The 18,571-nt window shown below is 69.6% G+C and carries 18 protein-coding genes and 1 pseudogene; 12 read left to right on the top strand and 7 right to left on the bottom strand.

Annotated elements, in window-relative coordinates; translation table 11 throughout:
• Window positions 1-116: 116 nt before the first annotated feature.
• Entirely contained in the window at window positions 117-2,210 is a 2,094-nt protein-coding gene (locus ACIBP6_RS28400; protein WP_397056937.1) for a SpoIIE family protein phosphatase, read from the top strand.
• Between the two features lie 242 nt (window positions 2,211-2,452).
• Complete coding sequence (locus tag ACIBP6_RS28395; RefSeq protein WP_397057090.1) at window positions 2,453-4,102, top strand: RNA polymerase sigma factor; 1,650 nt, start codon at window positions 2,453-2,455, stop codon at window positions 4,100-4,102.
• 137 nt (window positions 4,103-4,239) lie between these two features.
• On the opposite strand, the gene ACIBP6_RS28390 is transcribed toward ACIBP6_RS28395, so the two are convergent.
• On the bottom strand, window positions 4,240-4,974 hold the full coding sequence (locus ACIBP6_RS28390; protein WP_397056936.1) for a YaaA family protein: 735 nt from the start codon (window positions 4,972-4,974) through the stop codon (window positions 4,240-4,242).
• A gap of 444 nt (window positions 4,975-5,418) precedes the next feature.
• On the opposite strand from ACIBP6_RS28390, the gene ACIBP6_RS28385 reads away from it, so the two are divergent.
• Window positions 5,419-6,180: a hypothetical protein gene (locus tag ACIBP6_RS28385; RefSeq protein ID WP_397056935.1), complete on the top strand. Its 762-nt coding sequence runs from the start codon at window positions 5,419-5,421 to the stop codon at window positions 6,178-6,180.
• A gap of 6 nt (window positions 6,181-6,186) precedes the next feature.
• Here ACIBP6_RS28385 and ACIBP6_RS28380 read toward each other — a convergent pair.
• A pseudogene (locus tag ACIBP6_RS28380) lies at window positions 6,187-6,935 on the bottom strand (IS5 family transposase).
• A 430-nt stretch (window positions 6,936-7,365) separates the two neighbouring features.
• Here ACIBP6_RS28380 and ACIBP6_RS28375 point away from each other — a divergent pair.
• The 3 genes from ACIBP6_RS28375 to ACIBP6_RS28365 all read left to right on the top strand — a co-directional run bounded on the left by ACIBP6_RS28375 (window position 7,366) and on the right by ACIBP6_RS28365 (window position 9,570).
• Window positions 7,366-8,079 carry a GNAT family N-acetyltransferase gene (locus ACIBP6_RS28375; protein ID WP_397056934.1) on the top strand — a complete coding sequence of 238 codons (714 nt, stop codon included), beginning with the start codon at window positions 7,366-7,368 and terminating at the stop codon, window positions 8,077-8,079.
• Between the two features lie 516 nt (window positions 8,080-8,595).
• Window positions 8,596-9,141 (top strand): hypothetical protein, encoded by a 546-nt coding sequence (locus ACIBP6_RS28370; protein WP_397056932.1) that lies wholly within the window; start codon window positions 8,596-8,598, stop codon window positions 9,139-9,141.
• A 180-nt stretch (window positions 9,142-9,321) separates the two neighbouring features.
• A complete protein-coding gene (locus tag ACIBP6_RS28365) occupies window positions 9,322-9,570 on the top strand; it encodes a hypothetical protein (RefSeq protein WP_397056930.1) in 249 nt (82 codons plus the stop codon).
• A gap of 532 nt (window positions 9,571-10,102) precedes the next feature.
• On the opposite strand, the gene ACIBP6_RS28360 is transcribed toward ACIBP6_RS28365, so the two are convergent.
• Window positions 10,103-10,333: a DUF7455 domain-containing protein gene (locus ACIBP6_RS28360; RefSeq protein ID WP_132620101.1), complete on the bottom strand. Its 231-nt coding sequence runs from the start codon at window positions 10,331-10,333 to the stop codon at window positions 10,103-10,105.
• Window positions 10,334-10,593: 260 nt separating this feature from the next.
• Between ACIBP6_RS28360 and ACIBP6_RS28355 the strand changes: the two genes are divergently transcribed.
• Window positions 10,594-12,660 (top strand): type IIA DNA topoisomerase subunit B, encoded by a 2,067-nt coding sequence (locus tag ACIBP6_RS28355; RefSeq protein ID WP_397056928.1) that lies wholly within the window; start codon window positions 10,594-10,596, stop codon window positions 12,658-12,660.
• A gap of 536 nt (window positions 12,661-13,196) precedes the next feature.
• Entirely contained in the window at window positions 13,197-13,370 is a 174-nt protein-coding gene (locus ACIBP6_RS28350; RefSeq protein WP_397056926.1) for a hypothetical protein, read from the top strand.
• A 401-nt stretch (window positions 13,371-13,771) separates the two neighbouring features.
• On the opposite strand, the gene ACIBP6_RS28345 is transcribed toward ACIBP6_RS28350, so the two are convergent.
• On the bottom strand, window positions 13,772-14,761 hold the full coding sequence (locus ACIBP6_RS28345) for a BtrH N-terminal domain-containing protein (RefSeq protein WP_397056924.1): 990 nt from the start codon (window positions 14,759-14,761) through the stop codon (window positions 13,772-13,774).
• A 29-nt stretch (window positions 14,762-14,790) separates the two neighbouring features.
• Window positions 14,791-15,684 (bottom strand): LLM class flavin-dependent oxidoreductase, encoded by an 894-nt coding sequence (locus tag ACIBP6_RS28340; RefSeq protein WP_397056922.1) that lies wholly within the window; start codon window positions 15,682-15,684, stop codon window positions 14,791-14,793.
• A gap of 162 nt (window positions 15,685-15,846) precedes the next feature.
• On the opposite strand from ACIBP6_RS28340, the gene ACIBP6_RS28335 reads away from it, so the two are divergent.
• A complete protein-coding gene (locus tag ACIBP6_RS28335; protein WP_397056920.1) occupies window positions 15,847-16,203 on the top strand; it encodes a YciI family protein in 357 nt (118 codons plus the stop codon).
• A gap of 6 nt (window positions 16,204-16,209) precedes the next feature.
• Window positions 16,210-16,518: a YciI family protein gene (locus tag ACIBP6_RS28330; RefSeq protein WP_397056918.1), complete on the top strand. Its 309-nt coding sequence runs from the start codon at window positions 16,210-16,212 to the stop codon at window positions 16,516-16,518.
• 4 nt (window positions 16,519-16,522) lie between these two features.
• Here ACIBP6_RS28330 and ACIBP6_RS28325 read toward each other — a convergent pair whose 3' ends face one another.
• Complete coding sequence (locus ACIBP6_RS28325; protein ID WP_397056917.1) at window positions 16,523-17,017, bottom strand: beta-class carbonic anhydrase; 495 nt, start codon at window positions 17,015-17,017, stop codon at window positions 16,523-16,525.
• Between the two features lie 149 nt (window positions 17,018-17,166).
• Between ACIBP6_RS28325 and ACIBP6_RS28320 the strand changes: the two genes are divergently transcribed.
• Complete coding sequence (locus ACIBP6_RS28320) at window positions 17,167-17,481, top strand: hypothetical protein (RefSeq protein ID WP_397056915.1); 315 nt, start codon at window positions 17,167-17,169, stop codon at window positions 17,479-17,481.
• 2 nt (window positions 17,482-17,483) lie between these two features.
• Here ACIBP6_RS28320 and ACIBP6_RS28315 read toward each other — a convergent pair whose 3' ends face one another.
• Entirely contained in the window at window positions 17,484-18,047 is a 564-nt protein-coding gene (locus ACIBP6_RS28315; protein ID WP_397056913.1) for a thioredoxin family protein, read from the bottom strand.
• A 33-nt stretch (window positions 18,048-18,080) separates the two neighbouring features.
• Between ACIBP6_RS28315 and ACIBP6_RS28310 the strand changes: the two genes are divergently transcribed.
• Complete coding sequence (locus tag ACIBP6_RS28310; RefSeq protein WP_397056911.1) at window positions 18,081-18,452, top strand: VOC family protein; 372 nt, start codon at window positions 18,081-18,083, stop codon at window positions 18,450-18,452.
• The last annotated feature ends 119 nt before the right edge of the window (window positions 18,453-18,571 follow it).

The raw sequence follows: 18,571 nt of genomic DNA, 5'->3' as shown, positions 1-18,571 counted from the left end.
TGCCCATCGCCGATGATGTACTGCAGGATCCGGTCGCCCGGAGCTGCGCTACGCCGATACACAGTTATGGAGATGTGCCGCGTGGGAGACCCTGGCACGCGACGGAGGTGCGGACGATGAGCGCCGAGACCTCCGTTCCCCGTCCCCGGGAGTCGGATGTGGACATCTCAGACTCCGCCCTCTTCAAGGGCCTGCTGTCCGAGGCCGAGTTCGCGTTCGCGTTCTTCGACGCCGAAGGCCGCGTCCAGCGGGTCAACGACCTCTTCAGCGACGTCGTCGGCGTGCCCGCCGACCGCCTGGCCGGCAGGACGCCCGCCGAGGCGCTGGCCGCCGACCTCAGCCAGGTCATCGGCCACGCGGTGCAGGCCGTCATCGACAGCGACGCCCCGGTCACCGAGGGCCGCGTACGCGTGCGCTCGGCAGGGGGCGACACGCGGCACTGGTCGTTGTCGTTCTCGCCGGTCCACGACGACGCGGGCGAGCTGCACGCCATCGCCCTGATCGGCCTGGACGTGACCGAGAGCCGCCAGACCGAGGAGGCGCTGCGCCGCAGCGAGGAGCGCTACCGTTCGCTCGTCGAGGCGCAGTCGCAGCTCGTCTGGATCACCTCGCCCACCGGCGCCGTGATCGAGGACGCGCCCCAGTGGCGCGCCATCACCGGCCAGGGCCTGGAGGAATACCTCGCCAACGGCTGGCTGGAGGTCGTCCACCCCGAGGAGCGCCAGCAGACCGAGGAGGCCTGGCGCGAGGCGCTGCGCGGGCGCACCATGTTCGAGTGGAACTACCGCGTCCGCACCCGCGCCAGCGGCTACCGCCACTTCGAGGTGCGCGCGGTGCCGATCATCCGCCACGGCAGGGTGGTCGAGTGGGTGGGCGCCAACACCGACGTCACCCCGCAGCGCGAGGCCGAGGAGATGCGCGGCCGGCTGACCGACCAGCTCGGCGCCGCCGCCCTGCGCACCGCCCGGCTGCAAGGCGCCACCGCCATGCTGGCCGAGGCCCTGACGGTCGAGCAGGTCGTCCAGGTCATCATCGACGTGGGCCGCACCGCCCTGGCCGCCGACCGCTCGGCGGTCGCGCTGCTCGACACCGACCGCGCCGCGCTCAAGCTGATCAACGGCGAGGGCATCATGGAGGCGTCGGGCGCCACGGGCGACGAGATCCCGCTGTCGCAGTCCAACGTCATGACCATGGCGGTCAACAGCCGCCGGCCGGTGTTCGCCGAGTCGCCCGAATCCCTGAAGGCACAGCTGCTGGAGGCGGGCGGCGACGAGGAGGTCCTGGCCCAGATGCTGGCCACCGGCGACGAGCGGGCCTGGGTGGGCCTGCCGCTGCTGGCGGCCGGGCGTGCCCTGGGAGCGCTCCGATTCTCCTTCACCAGGCCGCAGAAGATCTCCCAGGAGGACGGCGTCTTCCTGGAGGCCCTGGCCGGCCAGTGCGCGCTGGCGGTCGAGCGGGCCACCCTGTTCGAGCGTGAGCACCGCACCGCCGAGACGCTGCAGCGCAGCCTGCTGCCGGACCGCCTGCCGGTGATCAAGGGCTTGGTGCTGGCCCAGCGCTTCCGCTCGGGCAGCCGCCACGTCCAGGTCGGCGGCGACTGGTACGACGCCTTCGTCCTGCAGGACGGACGGGTCGCGGCGGTGGTCGGCGACGTCATGGGCAAGGGCGTCAAGGCAGCGGCCGGCATGGGCCGCATCCGCAACGCCATGCGGGCGCTGGCGCTGACCAATCCGCCGCCCGCGGCCGTGCTCACCGGGCTCGACCGCGTCTTCGAGGCCACCGAGGAGGAGGAGCAGGTCACCACGCTGGCCTACATGGTCGTCGAGCCGGTCACGGGCGAGGGCACGCTGGCGCTGGCGGGACACCCGCCGCCCGTCCTGGTCTCCCCGCAGGGCACCGCGATCCTGAGCGAAGGCGAGCCCGGCACCCCGCTAGGCTGGCCGACCAGCCGCAGGCAGTTCCGGTTCGTGGTGCCGCCCGGCCATACCGCCGTGCTCTACTCCGACGGCCTCGTGGAGAACAGGAAGCGCGGATTGGACGCCGGTTTGGCAGAGCTTTGCAGTGTTGTGACTGAAGCGCCGCCTGAGGTGGTGAGTAGTCCGCATATGCTGCTGGACTTCCTGGTTGACCGGATGTTGTCTGGATATGAACAGGATGATGACGTTACTGCACTCGCAATTCACGTCCCGCCAGCCACGAAGAGTGACTGAATGAAACAGTCATAACGGTTGCTTTCGGGTATCAGTGCCTCGCTTACGTACGCACTACTGTCTCGGTCGGCCTAGGGTGGAGGTCAACCGCCGGGAGGTGGCCGTATGGAGTGCGGGGTCGTGCCAGAATGCTGTGCAGGTCCGTCGCGGTCCGCACGGCCTCACCGATCTCCGAGAGAGGCAACAGCCCCCCAGCGGGCATCTGGGTCCATTGTCGCCACGCGTTCGTTCGAGAGGTGTTCGTGTCGCCTGCAAGTTCGACTCGCTCGAAGCCACAAGAGCTGAACGAGCCCGTCATTCAGCGACTGCTCGAGCGTGGGCGCTCGCAGGGTTTCCTCGAGTCTGAGGATGTCCGTCAGGCCTTCGAGGAGGCGGACATCCCCATGTCGCACGCCGCCGCGTTCTTGCGGAACCTCAGCAAAGAGGGCGTGACCGTGGTGGTGACCGCCGCGGATTCGGCTGCGCCGAAGAAGAAGTCTCGAGGTCCAGCAAAGCGTCAGACCGCCGCGCCAGTCAAGACCAAGGCTGCGGCGGCCGCCAAAGAGCAGCAGCCCGAGACCGTGACCGCGGTCGTCGGCACCACTGAAGCCGAGCCGGCCGCCAAGAAGGCGGCCCCTGCCAAGAAGGCCGCTCCGGCGGCCAAGAAGGCCGCGGCTCCCGCCGCCGCCAAGAAGGCCGAGCCGAAGAGCGCTGGGCCTGCCGACACCAAGCCGAAGGCGGCCGATTCCAAGGCCGACTCGGACGACGACGACCTCGAGCTCGACGGCGACGTGGTGCTGGAAGAACTCGAAGACCTCGACGTCGAAGACATCGTGGCCGAGGACGACAGCGAAGCGGACGGCGAGTCCGACTCCGACGACGACTCCGAAGACGAGGCCAAGCCCGCCCAGGTGGTCGTCGAGAAGACCGAGGACGAAGTCCTCATCCTCTCCGACGACGACGATGACGCCCCGGTCGCGCAGGTCGCCGCCGCCGGCGCCACCGCCGACCCGGTGAAGGACTACCTCAAGCAGATCGGCAAGGTCCCCCTGCTCAACGCCGAGCAGGAGGTCGAGCTGGCCAAGCGCATCGAGGCGGGCCTGTTCGCCGAGGAGCAGCTCGGCGGCGGCGAGACCGACTCCCTGCCGGTCGACGTCAAGGCCGAGCTGGAGTGGATCGCCGAGGACGGCCGCCGCGCGAAGAACCACCTGCTGGAGGCCAACCTCCGACTCGTGGTCTCGCTGGCCAAGCGCTACACCGGCCGCGGCATGCTCTTCCTCGACCTGATCCAGGAAGGCAACCTGGGCCTGATCAGGGCCGTCGAGAAGTTCGACTACACCAAGGGCTACAAGTTCTCCACCTACGCCACGTGGTGGATCCGGCAGGCGATCACGCGTGCCATGGCCGACCAGGCGCGGACCATCCGCATCCCGGTCCACATGGTCGAAGTGATCAACAAGCTGGCCCGCGTCCAGCGGCAGATGCTGCAGGACCTCGGCCGCGAGCCCACGCCGGAAGAGCTCGCCCGTGAGCTGGACATGACGCCCGAGAAGGTCGTCGAGGTCCAGAAGTACGGGCGCGAGCCCATCTCGCTCCACACCCCGCTGGGTGAGGAGGGCGACAGCGAGTTCGGCGACCTCATCGAGGACTCCGAGGCCATCGTCCCTGCCGACGCCGTCAGCTTCACGCTGCTCCAGGAGCAGCTGCACTCCGTTCTCGACACGTTGTCGGAGCGGGAGGCGGGCGTCGTCTCGATGCGCTTCGGGCTCACCGACGGTCAGCCGAAGACCCTCGACGAGATCGGCAAGGTTTACGGGGTCACCCGTGAGCGCATCCGCCAGATCGAGTCGAAGACGATGTCCAAGCTGCGTCACCCGTCCCGGTCCCAGGTGCTGCGCGACTACCTGGACTGACCTGGCCGTTGCGAACGAGCCCCGTGCGGGATTCCGCACGGGGCTCGTTCGCGTCACAGGGCGCGCGTCACAGGGCGCGCGTCACAGGGCGCGCGTCACAGGGCGCGCGTCACAGGGCGCGCGTCACAGGGCGCGCGTCACAGGGCGACGTCGAGTGTCCAGGGGCGGTTGGGGCGCTGCGGTGCGGCCAGCTCGACGGCGTAGCCGCGGTCCGTCAGGTGTTTGGCCAGCTCGTCGGGGGTGGCAGGGTCGGCGCCCGACTCCAGCAGGGCCCGGGCGATCTCGCCGCGCGTGGCCTTGGCCATGTGGCTGACGACCTTGCCGTCGCGGAACACGCGTACCGTGACGGCCCGGTCGCCGGGCTGCCACGCGGCCGCGTACGTGGCCGAACGCAGGTCCACCACCAGCCCCGGCAGGCGGTCGAGCTGCTTGGCCAGCAACGGACGCCAGAACGCCGCCAGCCCGCCGAGCGGGGGCAGGCTGACGTCCATCGACAGGCGGTAGGGCGGGATGCGGTCGGTGATCCGTACGACGCCCCACAGGCCCGAGAAGATCAGCACCGTCTCCTCGGCCCGGCTCCGCGCATCGGCGCCCAGCGTGCCGAGGCCGAGGTTGTCGTAGAGGACGCCGGTGTAGAGCTCGGCGGCGGGGAGCGTGGGGGCCGTCTTGAGCGCGGCGTTCTTGGCCAGCTCGCCTTTGAGCCCCGGGGTGAGGCCGAGGACCTCCAGGGCGTCGCGCCGCTTGGAGGCCCGGATGAGCGCGTTCAGCACCCGGGTGCGGGGCTTGCCGAGAGCGGGGAAGGACAGGTCACCGACGGGCGGGCCGCTGCCCTCCGACGCCTTGCCTTCAGACGGCGGCAGCAGAATCAACACCGTGCCAGGTTATTGCTCCCCACCCACCGACCGTGGCCGGGCTCCGTCGCGGGGGTGACGGGTTTGTTCTTCTGTTACGGCGGTGCCGGGTGGGCGCCATCCACCGACCGTGGCTGGGCTCTGTCCAGGGAGACGCTCACCAGGTGGAGCCGCCGCGCCACCGCTACGGCGCCCTCTGGGCCGCCTCCTTCGCTTGCCGTCTCCTCCTGCGCCTCAGTGGCGGACGCCTTCACAGCCCCCAGGAATGGCTCAGGGATGGCCGCCTTCACAGGCCCCTCAGCGGCCGACTGCACAGGACTTTCAACGACCCCGCCTCCGCCCCAGCTGCGTGCTCCTTTTTCGGCCCTCATGACCCCCGTCTCCGGACCCTGGGCCGACCAGGGTTCAGAGTCGGTCGTCCAAGCCCTCCCTGATGCTTGCGCCTGGCTGCTATCTACGGTCTCCGTGGCGGTGCCCGTGATCCCTGGTGCCCACCGCAGACGGCCCGAGAAGCTCGTCGATCATGCGAAGATCATCGTCCATTCACCCACCGATGATCTGAGAGGCCATCACGTGGACGCCGGACGGCCTTCGACCGACGAGGTGTTCGGGCACTGTCAACGGCTGGTCGGCGAGCCAGAGTTGGATGTGGCGGCGTGCTGGGCGGTCGTGGTCCCCGACCCCGGCGTGGGCTCGCTCACCTTGCCCGAGGTGGGCGCACGGCTGGGCGGAGGGACCAGCTATGAACTGCACGAAGTGGCGAAGCCCCACTTGGTCAACCTCCCCTTGTGCCGTCCAGGCCCGTGCGGGGTCGTGGACCGATCCGGTGCGACGGTCGTCTTGTACGGGTTCGAGGTTCTCGGGTACCCGAGCGGAGCGCTCCGGCGGCTGGCCTCGCATGCGCGGGTCTACAGCGCCTGGTGGAACGTCAACTTCGTGAACTGCCTGTCCCTCACCGTGAACGGCGAAGTCCTTGTAGCAATCAACGGACTGTTCCCGGGACGTCCTGAGAATCACCCGAATCTGGCGTCATGGCCTGAACTGACGGCGATGGGCGAGTTCTTCCTCGACTACGTGGACGAAGACTTCACGGGGAGAGACGACGGCTGGGACTGGAGGGCAGGTTTCCTCACGGCCATCGAACTGGCCACAGGGGTGAGGCTGGACCGCCAGTGGCTGGACGTGGAACACCCCTATCTGGTCTTCTCGGGCCCCATCGCAGAGTGAGGCACATCAGGAGACGAGGCCTCGCCAGCAGATGATTGCGGCGGTCACATCCACGCACGCTTCATGGATGCCGTCGCGGATCTCCGGCGGGTGCGCAGGCGGCCGAACCCCGTGCAGCGGCGCGGCCGCCTGCTCGATCACCCACCGATGTGTACCCAGGCCGGAGCCGTGCTCGGTACCCCGGCGGGTGATGAGCGGCTTGGCCCCGGTAGTTGTCGTGGTCGTATCCCTGGTCGGCGTACAACTCCTCGGGTCGCCGGCGGGGCCACCCACGCACCGGTGGGATCGACCGGAGCAGCGGCATGACCGGGGTGACGTCGTTGCGATTGCCGCCGGTCAGGGCGAGGGGGATGCCGTTACCGTCGGCGATGACGTGGTACTGGGAGCCCGTCTTCCCTCGGTCGACCGGGCTCGGACCCGTTTCGGACCGCCCTTCAGCGCCCGGATGTGGAGCTGTCGATCACCGCCTTGGACCAGTCCATCCGGTCAGTGGCGTGCGATTCCGTCAACAGCAGATGGTTCCTTCTGCCACACCCCGGCGGCATGCCAGTCCCGCAACGGGTGCCAACAGGTCATCCTGAACGGAAGCCCGACTCCTGCGGCAGGAACTCCCAAGCGATCCCGGTGTAGAGCCACGAACAAGTTGCCCGACAGCACCTTGGGGTCGTCCAGGCGCTTACGTCCCGGTCGATCGGACCGGCAGGGGCCACCGGCGACAGCGGCTGGATTCGAGCCCACGACTCATCCGGCACGATCCATGGCGGCTCCAGGCCCTTGCTCACGCGTTGATCAACCCGGACATGATCAACAGCCTTCCTTGATCATGTCGCAGGAGTTCTTACCCGCCACTCAGCGTGATTGCCGCCTCGTAACCAGCCCAAAGCCGCACATCACCCTGGACGTAACCCCACAGGCCTTCTTGCACGCCCGGCCGCGCCGGGCTGGGGAAGAAGCCACCGCGCCCTGCTTCGGGCCGTAGCGCTGCACCCTGGCCCCGGTTGTGTTGTACCTATCTTGGGCGGTTGTGCTGCACCTTGTCCCGGGGCGGTCGCGACTGCCCTGCTCACCGGTGCGCTCGTCTCTGCGTCGGGCTGGTGTTGCGGTCGGGGGAGGGGCGGGATTGGGACGGGGGCGGGGGTTGAGGGCAGGCGAGTCGAGAGTCGGCTGGTCAGCTAGGCTGCGCGCGTGAATTTCGACCTTCTTGTCCACGAAGCCTGGCCCGCGTATGAGCAGCAGTCGCACGACGGGTGGCTGCTGCGATACGCCGGCGGCGTGACCAAGCGGGCCAACTCCGTACTGGCGCTGAACCCGCCCGCCGACCTGGACTCCGCCATCAGAGCGGCGGAGGCGTTCTACGGCGGGCGTGGGGAGCGCTGCGTCTTCTCAGTGGGGCCCGGCGCCGCGCCCGGGTTGGACGAGGAACTGGAGCGCCGGGGCTACGAACTGGTCGATCCGACGTGCATCATGACACGTCCTCCCGAGGCCGGCCCCAAGGCCGGTGGCCCGCTCGACAAAGAGGTGCGGATCGAGGACCGGCCGTGGCGGGGCTGGCTGGAGACGTGGTGGGCCGTCGACGGCCGATACGGGGACGGCCTGGAGGCCGCCGAGCGGGTCTGCACGGGCGTGCCGGCCTGGTACGCGGCGTTCGAGGAGGAGGGCGTGGCGCTGGCTGTCGGGCGGGCCGTGCCACAGGGGGACACGCTGGGCATCTACTGCATGGCCACCCTGCCCGAGGCCCGTCGCCGGGGCCTGGCCCGGACGGTCCTGCGCGCTCTGACACGGCACGCAGGCACCGCATCCGCCTACCTGGTCGTAACCGTCCGTAACGAGGCTGCCCAGACGTTGTACCGAAGCGAGGGCTTCCAACTCGCCGCCCGCTACCACTACCGCGTCCGTTGACCTCCACGGCCACGCTGCCTGGTACGAGGCGTGTCACCGCCGTGACGAGGCAGCGCCGGCTCTGTAGCGAAGCGAGCGCTTCGATTTCACCCGCTGCTACAACGTCCCCGCCTCGTCGGTCTTGTAGGTGGCGTTCGAGGAGGACGGTGTGGCATTGGCTGTCGAGGGCGGTGCCGCAGGGGCACGTTGGGGATCTCCTGCATGGCTTCCTTGCCCGAGGCTCGTCGCCGGGGGTCTGGTCCTCCGGGCTTTGACGCGGCACGCGGGTAACGTATCCGCTCATCCGATCGTCACCTTCCGTAACGCGGCTGCTCAGGCTCTGTATCGAAGGCTTCGAGCTTCGTCGGCCTGTAGTGTCCGCCGGACTCTACGGCCTCTTCGGCGTTGTAGGCGGTGTTCGAGGACAGCGGCGTGGACTGGCTGTCGGGCGGGCCGTGCCTCAGGGGGCACGTTGGGGATCTCCTGCATGGCTACGTTGCTCGAGGCTCGTCGCGCACCGAGGTGCTCGGCCAGCTGATGCTCGCCAGGCTGATCGAGACGCACGACTACGACCGGCACATCCGTGCCGCCCGCCTGCGCTACCGATGCCGCCGCGACCTGCAGCGCGGCCGCCTGCGCGACGCGCTGCCCGGCGCGCGGCTGCCCGGCGTGGCGGCGGGCCTGCGCGCTCTCCTCCTGCTGCCCGGGGACGGCCCGTCGGAGGCGGAGGTGCTGGCCGCGTGCGAGCACCGCGGCATCCCCCTGCGCCCGGCGTCCCCGCGCTGGCACGACGCGGGCCACGACGGCCTGCTCGTCGGGTACGCCGAGGTCTGCATGGGTGATCCTGCGGGTCCGGGACTGGCGCGGTATTCCTACGGGGACAGGGGCCAACGCGGTAGTGCCGCCACGACTGCGACCAACACGATCTCGTCGCCGCCACTGCGGCGAACGCACACCGGCGAATACCGCAACGGTCATTACGCCCCGCGCACGCGTTGCCGCGGCGGGCGCATGCCGACGGCTTCGGCCGGCGCGGGGCAGTCGGGTGCACGGCGGCCTCGGCCGGCGCCGGGCGGCAGTTGAGTGCACGGTGGGCCGGCAGGCGCCGGGCCCGGCTCCCTGTGTCGCCGGATGTTGCTCTGGCGGGTCATCCCTGCCCTTCGGTGAGGCTGCTTCGGGCAGCCAGGAGATCCTCCGGTAAGCGGAGTGAACCCGTCCGGCATTGATGGAGGCTGCGGTTGGAAAGGATGGAGCCCATGGCCGGTGATCTTCATCGCATCCCTTCCAGCGTCGATACCCGTCGGAGCTGAAGCAGCGCGCGGTCCGGAGGAGATCCAGCAGCCCGGGGAATCGCACGGGGTGATCATCCGGGTGGCGCGCCGCGGCTATTCCTATGACAATGCGCTGGCCGAGTTCAATGGCCTGTTCAAGGCCGAGCTGATCCGGCCTCACGGGTCATGCTCACGCCTCGACGTCCTGGAGCTGGCGATGCTGGAATACCTCGACTGGTAAAACCATCACCGGCTTCACACCGCCTGCGACTACCGGTCGCCAGCGGAGTTCGAAGCCATCTCCTACCGTCACAACTACAACCCCGTCACGACAGCAGAAACCAAGTAGGTAGCTGTCCGTCAAACCCGGACGGGTTCAGAAAGGCCCTTCGGCGGCCAGCGCGCAGTCGTGCGGGGCAGCGGAGAGCAGCCCCGGGAGGTCGGTGGGGTCGTTCGGGGCGGGAGAACAGCCGCTGGGGGGCGGGGTACGGGGTGGGGGAGAGGGCGCTGGCGCCCTGGCGTCCCCTGAGGCGCCATGGGGCGGGGCCTCGCTCCCGAGTCTGGGCCGTGCCTGGCCCGCGGGCGGGCGGTGGAGGTGGCCGGCGGCCACATGGGTGGCGGCGGATCGGGCTGGGGATGTACGACCGCTGTTGTGAGATGTGTCACCGGTAGAGGCAGAGGAAACACTGGGAACGCAAAACGGCGGCCCCGGTGGCCGGGGTCGCCGTCTTGGTCACGCGATATGTGGTTATCTCACACGGCCAGCGCTGAGGTCAGCGCTCGTCGTTGGGGGCGGGTGATCGGGTTTCGCTGAGTCGAGCCGACTCGTCCAGGATGTCGGCACCCTTTTCGCGCAGCGCCGCGATGTGCTGACGCCCGTGATGGGCGCAGAACAGCAACTCCCCACCCACAGGCAGGGTCGCGCGAATGTAGGCCTGGGCGCCGCAGCGGTCGCAGCGGTCGAGGGCCGTCAGCGGCTTAACGGGGGCGAGAGCTCCAGTCACGTATCGCCTTTCGGGTCACCCCCGCCGAAGCGAGGATCTGGCGTCAGTCACTTGAGACAACATCTAACCGGACGTGGACGTTCCCAACCTCCCCCTCTCTACGCCCAGAGCAGAATGTGTCCGAAAGTAATGATGATCAGCCGGTTGGTAACGGCAAACGGGCGCCCATGGCAAGCTTGTACGCGCGCGTACGGGAAGAACGGTAAGCTACGCACACGTGTTCGATGACGTGTTCGATGCTTGACACCAGGGGAGCTGGAGTGACGCTAGTGGAGGCGGGTTACACGGCTCGTCACCTCTCGGTGCTTGAGGGGCTCGAGGCCGTCCGCAAGCGCCCGGGGATGTACATCGGGTCCACCGACAGCCGCGGGCTCATGCATTGCCTCTGGGAGATCGTGGACAACGGCGTCGACGAGGCGCTGGCGGGCTACTGCGACCGCATCGAGGTCGAGCTCCACGCCGACGGCTCCATCGAGGTCCGCGACAACGGCCGGGGCATCCCGGTCGACGTCGAGCCCAAGACCGGCCTGGCCGGCGTCGAGCTCGTCTACACCAAGCTGCACGCCGGCGGGAAGTTCGGCGGCGGCTCCTACGGCGCCTCCGGCGGTCTCCACGGCGTGGGCGCCTCCGTGGTCAACGCCCTGTCCTCGCGGCTCGACGTCCAGGTCGACCGTGACGGGCGCGTTCACGAGATCAGCTTCCGGCGCGGCGTGGCCGGCGTGTTCGACGGCGAGGAGCCGACGGCCAAGTTCAAGAAGAAGTCGGGCCTGCGGCTCGGCGCCGAGCTCCCCGGCAACCTCACCGGCACCCGCGTCCGCTTCTGGGCCGACAAACAGATCTTCCTCCCTGACGCCGAGGTCTCCCTCGACGAGATCCACGTGCGCCTGCGGCAGACCGCGTTCCTGGTGCCCGGCCTGACCCTGGTGGTCTACGACAGCCGGCACGAGGAGCGCACCGAAGAGGTGTTCCGCTTCGAGGGCGGCATCTCCGAGTTCACCGAGTTCCTGGCCCGCGACGAGCCGCTGTGCGAGGTGCTGCGCCTGCAGGGCGTCGGCCACTTCCACGAGACCGTGCCGGTCCTCGACGACCAGGGCCACATGACCTCCACCGAGGTGCAGCGCGAGCTGAGCGTCGACGTGGCGATCCGCTGGGGCAAGGGTTACGAGTCGACCGTGCGGTCGTTCGTCAACGTCATCGCCACCCCCAAGGGCGGCACCCACCTCACCGGTTTCGAGCGCGGCCTGGTGCGCACCATCAACGAGGTGCTGCGCGAGACCCGCCTGCTGAAGAACGGCGACGACCCCGTCACCAAGGACGACATCTCCGAGGGCCTGACCGGGGTCGTGACGGTGAGGGTGCCGGAGCCGCAGTTCGAGGGCCAGACCAAGGAAGTGCTCGGCACGTCCGCGGCCACCCGCATCGTCTCCCACGTGGTCTCCCGCGAGCTCAAGGAGATCTTCACCAACCCGCCGCGCGGCTACAAGCAGCCGCTGCGGTCCGTGCTGGAGAAGATCGTCGCCGCCGCCAAGGCCCGCATCGCGGCCCGCGAACACCGCGACAACCAGCGGCGCAAGAGCGCCCTGGAAAACTCCGCGCTCCCGGCGAAGCTGGTCGACTGCCGTAGCGACGACGTCGACCGCAGTGAGTTGTTCATCGTCGAGGGTGACTCGGCCCTCGGCACGGCCAAGCTGGCGCGCGACTCGGAGTTCCAGGCGCTGCTGCCGATCCGCGGCAAGATCCTCAACGTCCAGAAGGCGTCCGTGAGCGACATGCTCAAGAACGCCGAGTGCGCGGCCATCATCCAGGTGGTGGGGGCCGGTTCGGGGCGCTCGTTCGACATCGAGGCGGCCCGATACGGCAAGGTCATCCTCATGGCCGACGCCGACGTCGACGGCGCTCACATCCGCTGCCTGCTGCTGACCCTCTTCCACCGCTACATGCGACCCATGGTGGAGGCCGGGCGGGTGTTCGCCGCCGTGCCGCCGCTGCACCGGATCGAGCTGACCAACCCGGGCCGGGGGAAGGAGAAGTACATCTACTGCTACTCCGACGCCGAGCTGCAGAAGGTGCTGCGCGACCTGGAGCGGCGGGGCAAGCGCTGGAAGGACCCGGTGCAGCGTTACAAGGGCCTGGGCGAGATGGACGCCGACCAGCTGGCCGAGACGACGATGGACCCGCGCCACCGCATCCTGCGACGGGTGCGCATCGAGGACGCCGAAGGCGCCGAGCAGATCTTCAGCCTGCTGATGGGCAGCGAGGTGGCGCCTCGACGAGAGTTCATCGTCAACAGCGCGGCCGAGGTCGACCGCGACGCCATCGACGCCTGACGATCTGCGTGATTGGCGCATAGCGGGCTGCGCGGGAGGCACGCCACTGGTCGCGTGATCGGCGCGTAGCGGGCGGTATGCCACTGGTTGGGTGGTTGGCGCGTAGCGGGTGGAGCGGGCGGGATGCCACTGGTTGCGTGATCGGCGCGTAGCGGGCCGAGCGGGCGACACGTCGCGGGTTGCGCATCGGCGCATCGCATACGTGAGTGCACGTTTCATGGCACATGTCTCATGGCGCGGCCATGTGACGGTGGGCGCCTCGAGGGCTCGGATGCACGATGCGGGAGGATCTGGCCACCGTATCCGCGCCGGGGTGAACGCACTCGGCCAGATCGCCCCGGTCTGTGGGCGCGCATCAGCCGGTTCGACAATGCCACCGGCGATCCACGTCACCGGCCCGACCGTCTGAAGCAGGTCGACTGCGCCGACGGCGATCTGGCCGATTGGTCGCGGGCGTGCCGCCGGCGCGCCGTGCTGGGCGGCGCGTCGCCCGGCCGTCAGCGGTCGACCGCTCCGGTTCATCGTGCGGAGCCTTGATGAGCAGGAACTCAAGGAGCTTCTACGACCTCATCGGAGCCTTCGAGACCGGCGTCATGCTCTTCTCCAGCGCCGGCTCCTGCAACATCGAACGCGCTCCGGACACCCTGCTCGCGCGGGAGTTCATCGAGATCGCCGACGTCGAAGCCGGTGGCGGAAGGTGTACCGCGTGACCGGCGCCGGCCGTGCGGAGTTCCGCGCGTGGATGGCAGGCGAGCCGGCCGGGCCCGATCCGGAGACCGCGGCGCTGTCCAGGCTCTCCTTCCTCGGTCTGCCGGCGCCGGCCGAACGCCCACCGGTGCTTCACCGCACAGCGGCGCGCATCGGGACCGGCCTCGCCGCGCTCCCGGCCCTCGGCGAGCACCTCGATGCGCTGGACATCCCCGAGAAGCATCGCGACCTCGCCGCCCATCGGCGCGCGACGCTCCACCACGGCATCGCCTCACAGCGCTTCGTGCTCGACCGGTTCCGCGATCACATCGAGCGGTACGAGCCGCCGGACCACGGACATCGCACGACCCGGTGCCCGGCCGAAACTGTGGCGTGCCGGTCTCGGACAGCGAACAGCGAGCGGTCATGCGCCACAGGTGCTCAGGATCCGCATGGCCTCTGTTTCCCTGCGGGCGAGGTCGTGGAGCAGGCCACTGGCCTGCTCGAGATAGGTGGTCTCGGTGGTCTCGCCGGCTCGGGTGATCAAGGCGGCCACCTCCGTCCACAGGGTGGCGGCCTCGGCGTACAAGTCACGACCGGCGCGCAGGCCGCTGTCGTCGAGCAGCTCGGCGCACTCGCCGAGGAAGTCCCGGTAGAGGTTGCGGAACAGGGCGCCGCCGGTGCCGCCCTTCTCCATGAGCAGGGCGGCCTGGGGCAGCTCTTCGTGCGGCCGGTCCGTGCGGGTCAGCCACGTGCGCACCCGCTCGGCGGCCGTCTCGATGCCTCTGCGGCCCAGGTTCGCGATGGGAGGGGCGAGGAACGCGTCGGCGCAGGCCTTGACCGCCGTGAGGATCGTGTCCCGGGACACGGACGGAGGTTCGGGCGCCGTGATGGTGAAGGACCGGTTCCTGGCCGTCATCGGCCCGCGTTCGGCCCTGGCCAAGGCCAGACTCGTCAGGCTGGTGGACACCGCGCCTCCCTGCTGGGCGGTGTCCACCAGGTAGGCGCGCTGGTCGTCGTAGCCGTACAGGGCCACGACGTGCCCGCCGAAGTGAACCTTGGTGGTGAAGTACTCCAGCTGGTGGCAGTCGAGTTGCAGGCCGACGGGGCGCCCCGCGTCGATGGCGGCGACCACGTTCTGCCACGCCTTGCGCGCGGAGGTGGTCTCCTCGACCTGTAACGTCACACCCAGTCTCGTGGCCAGGTTCCTGGTGAGCTCGAAAGGCTTGACCCGGCCACCGACGAACGGGAAGGTCATGCGCTTGCTGTCCCAGTAGATGAAGGACAGGCCTGAGCCGAGGCCGAACACCATCGGCTCGGACAGATCGAGGCCCTCATGGCGCAGCAGCACCCCCAAGGCCGTTGTCTCGCAGTGCTCCGTACCGCGGGCGTCGACGCCCTTCACCATGGCCATGCCGTTCCCTCCGCTCGTCGGTGACGAGCTTAGAGGCCGATCTTGGCGGAGAGGGACTCCAGGAGGCCGACCTGGTCGTCCGGGTCGACGGGGACCAGGTTGAGGGTGAGGTGCAGCTCGTCGGCCCCGATGGCGGCGGCGCGGTGGAGGTCGTTCAGCACGGTCTCCGTGAAGGCGGCAGGGGTGACGTGGTCGCCGGGGCCGGCCGGGATCGTGTTCACGATGACGGTGCCGGTGCCGCCGGCCTCCCGGTACCAGCGCACCTGCTCCCGTGTGTCGTCCCAGTCGACGGCGGTGGTGATGAAGCCGTCCCCGATGACGGCCGCCCGCTCGATCGTGCGGCGAGTGATCGCGCCGATGTAGAGGGGGATGCGCGCTCCGTACGGCTTGGGCCCGATCTTGGCGAGCGGAATGCGGTAGTGCTCCCCGCGGAACTCCACCGGATCCGGCCCCCAGCAGGCCCGTAGCGCGGCCGTGTGCTCCACGAACCCGGCGCCCCGGCGCCCGGCGGGCACCCCAGCCGCCTCGAACTCCTCCGGGATGTAGTACGGCGCCAGCCGCGTGCCGCCGCCCTGCCCGATGCCGACCTCCAGCCGCCCCTCCGACAGCCGGTCCAGCGTGGCCAGCCGGCGGGCCAGGACAACGGGGGACTCGAAGATCGAGTTCAGGATGCCCGTGGTGATGCGGACCCGGCGGGTGTGCGCGGCCGCCCAGGAGAGGATCTCCAGCGAGCCCCAGACGTGGGACTCGGGCAGCCCCGCGTCGTTGTCCCAGCCCGGTGTGGCGGGGATGAGGAGCCGGTCGGAGGTCGACACGGCGTGGAAGCCGAGCCGTTCGGCCGCCGTGGCCACGGTGACGACGGCGTCGGGCCCTGCGTACGGGCCGAAGTGCGGCAGGCTGACGCCGATGCGCGGGACGTTCATGCGTATCCTCCGGAGAGTCGCTGGGCGGCATGCCCAGGTCACGGTGCTTACGCCAGGTGGTCGGAGCGGCCGGAGGATTCTTGCCGTCTTGATCCCGAGAAGACGTCGAGAACGCCGGGGCGGCTCCGACCCCCTGTCACACGAGACCCGAAGGAGACAGACGTGAAGTTCCTGTTGATCATGCACATGAACCCGCAGGTCTGGGACGCGCTCAGCCAGGAGCAGCGCGAGGAGGTGATGAACGGCCACGGCGCGTTCATGGAGACGATCAAGAAGTCGGGCGAGATGCTCGGCACGACCGCGTTGGCCGACCCGTCGCAGAGCGCCGTGGTTCGCCTCCGGCGCGGCATGCCGGCGGTGACCGACGGGCCGTACCTGGAGGCGAAGGAGTACCTCGGCGGCTACTACCTGGTCGAGTGCGACAGCAGGGAGCGCGCTCTGGAGCTGGCCGCGCTCATCCCCGACGCGTCCGTGCCGGGCCTCGGCATCGAGGTGCGGCCGGTGGTCTTCGCCGGCTGAGCGGCGGTGAAGTTCCTGCTGAGCCTCTACCCGGGCGCGGGAACGGGCCATGAGGAGTTCCTGGCCATGGCGGGGCGGGCGGGCGAGCTGATCGGCGGGCACGAACTCGCCGATCCGTCCCTCGCCGTCGTCGTACGGCTCCGCGACGGCGTGGCGACCGTCACCGAGGGTCCGTACCCGCCGGACGCCGAGCACGTCGCCCGGCAGTACCTCGTCGACTGCGAGAGCCGGGACCGCGCGGTGGAGCTGGCCGGCCTGCTCCGGGGCCGCGTCGAAGTGCGGCCGCTCATGGAGCCGGCCGGGCTGGAGATGTGAGCCGTCAGTGCGGCGACGGCTGCAGGCGTCCCGTGCTGACGTCGTAGATGGCCCCCGCCACCGGCATGCCCTGCGGCAGGAACGGCGTCGTCCTGATCCGGGTGAGGTCGTGGCGGAGGGCCTCGTCCTGGTCCAGGATCGTGTGGAAGTCAAGGCTGCGCGTGTCGACGCCGCGCGCGGCGGCCAGCCCGTGGACGTCGGCGTCGCTCACCTTCGCCATGCCGCAGTCGGTGTGCGGCATGAGGAGCACCCGTTCGACGCCGAGCACGTAGACGGCCAGCACCAGCGTACGGAGCACGTCGTCGGTCACGCGGGCGCCGGCGTTGCGCAGGATCTTGGCGTCGCCCGGCCGCAGGCCGAGCAGCCCGAGCGGGTCGATGCGGGAGTCCATGCAGGTCACGACAGCCAGCCCGCGGGCGGCGCGCCCGGTGAGTCCCGAGCTGCCGAACGACGCGGCGAACTTCTCGTTGGCCTCATACAGGTCGTCGAACGCACTCATGTCGCAAATAATCCCTCATGTCGCAGAGCAGCCGCCCGCCGGGGTGGCGACTGGCGGGATACGGGCTGGACTTGGTAAACGTGCCACGATGGTCCCTCACTATGCGTGATGATGTCGTAGCCGTTTGTACGTGATCGAAGAAGGTTGTCATGAGTAGGTCTGAATCGCTCGCCGCGTATCTCCGTGCTCAAGCCTGGCGCCGCCTCGACCGCGTGGAGGCCGACGACGACGGCCGTAACGCCAGGTGCGCCTTGGCCCTCCTCGACACCGCCGCCTACGCGGCCGACCTCCCCGAGGACGACCCGCTCATCCTCATGCTGGAGGAGGCGGGCTGCTTCGGCCCGCTCGGCCGCGAGGGCTTCGACCCCGGCGAGGCGGGCACCAAGCTGATCCGGCACTGGGAGGGCGGCGAGCCGCACGAGCTGCTGCTCGCGCTGCCGCACGCCATCACCGCCGCCACCTGAGGTCAGCCGGGCGCGTTGCCCGGCTTCCACTTGATGCCGCAGCCGAGCGACGGCCGCTGCTCCTCCGGCACCGGCCGGCCCTGCAGGAGAGCGTCGATCGCCGCCCGCAGCGAGGCGCCGGTCACGGGCACGTCGTTGCCCGGCCGCGCCCGGTCGAACTCACCTCGGTAGGCGAGCCGCAGGTCGGCGTCGTAGAGGAAGAAATCGGGCGTGCAGGCAGCCTTGTACGCCTTGGCGACCTCCTGGGTGTCGTCGAGCAGGTAGGGGAACGTGAACCCGGCCCGCGCGGCCTGTTCCGCGAGGTGTGTGGGGTCGTCGTCCGGGTAGTGGACGCTGTCGTTGCTGCAGATGGCGACGATCGACAGCCTGGCGCCGTAGTCCTCGGCCAGCGCGCCGAGGCCTGCTTCGATGTGCCGTACGTACGGGCAGTGGTTGGACAGGAAGACCACGAGAGTGGCGGGTGAGTCCTTGAGGTCGTCGAGTGACAAGCTCCCGCCGTCGATCGCGGTCAGGTCGAAGGCGGGCGCCGGGGTGCCGATCGGCACCATGGACGAATTGACAGCCATGACACCCATTGTCTCTGAGAAAGGTCGACTTCGATGGGCGGCATCGCCGAGTTCCGGAGCGTCGTGCTGGATTGTCCGGATCCCAGGGGATTGGCGGAGTTCTACTCCCAGCTCCTCGGCTGGCCGATCACCTCGGCCGAGGACGACTGGGTCGTCGTCAGCGACGGAGGGCCGCCCAGGCGGCTGGCCTTCCAGCTCGCTCCCGACCACCGGGCTCCGACGTGGCCGGCGCCGGAACGCCCCCAGCAGATCCACCTCGACCTGAAGGCCGACGACATGGACGAGGCCGAGGCGCGGGCCCTGAAGATCGGCGCGCGCAAGCACGAGCACCAGCCGAGCGAGGACGACAGCTTCCGGGTGTTCCTCGACCCGGCCGGGCATACCTTCTGCCTCTGCCGGGTTTGACCGGCTGAAGGACTCCCGCCTCGGTTCTCCCGGTCCGGGTCATGGGGACTGCTCCCCGGACCGGTCACCGGGTCGGGACGGGGCCGGCCCCCGCGATGGCACGGGGACCGGCCCCGGCA

The sequence above is a fragment of the Nonomuraea terrae genome (assembly GCF_044465245.1).
Taxonomy (GTDB): Bacteria; Actinomycetota; Actinomycetes; order Streptosporangiales; family Streptosporangiaceae; genus Nonomuraea; species Nonomuraea terrae.
Note: the sequence above shows the minus strand (reverse complement) of the source record. Positions and strands in the feature narration are given on the sequence as shown.

Excerpts from the sequence above, each read along its gene's own strand:
- ACIBP6_RS28310 (WP_397056911.1), top strand. The coding sequence starts at position 18,081 with ATGGGCGGCATCGCCGAGTTCCGGAGCGTCGTGCTGGATTGTCCGGAT.
- ACIBP6_RS28315 (WP_397056913.1), bottom strand. The coding sequence starts at position 18,047 with ATGGCTGTCAATTCGTCCATGGTGCCGATCGGCACCCCGGCGCCCGCC.
- ACIBP6_RS28345 (WP_397056924.1), bottom strand. The coding sequence starts at position 14,761 with ATGGCCATGGTGAAGGGCGTCGACGCCCGCGGTACGGAGCACTGCGAG.
- ACIBP6_RS28370 (WP_397056932.1), top strand. The coding sequence starts at position 8,596 with ATGCTCGCCAGGCTGATCGAGACGCACGACTACGACCGGCACATCCGT.
- ACIBP6_RS28325 (WP_397056917.1), bottom strand. The coding sequence starts at position 17,017 with ATGAGTGCGTTCGACGACCTGTATGAGGCCAACGAGAAGTTCGCCGCG.
- ACIBP6_RS28320 (WP_397056915.1), top strand. The coding sequence starts at position 17,167 with ATGAGTAGGTCTGAATCGCTCGCCGCGTATCTCCGTGCTCAAGCCTGG.
- ACIBP6_RS28400 (WP_397056937.1), top strand. The coding sequence starts at position 117 with ATGAGCGCCGAGACCTCCGTTCCCCGTCCCCGGGAGTCGGATGTGGAC.
- ACIBP6_RS28350 (WP_397056926.1), top strand. The coding sequence starts at position 13,197 with ATGAGCAGGAACTCAAGGAGCTTCTACGACCTCATCGGAGCCTTCGAG.
- ACIBP6_RS28340 (WP_397056922.1), bottom strand. The coding sequence starts at position 15,684 with ATGAACGTCCCGCGCATCGGCGTCAGCCTGCCGCACTTCGGCCCGTAC.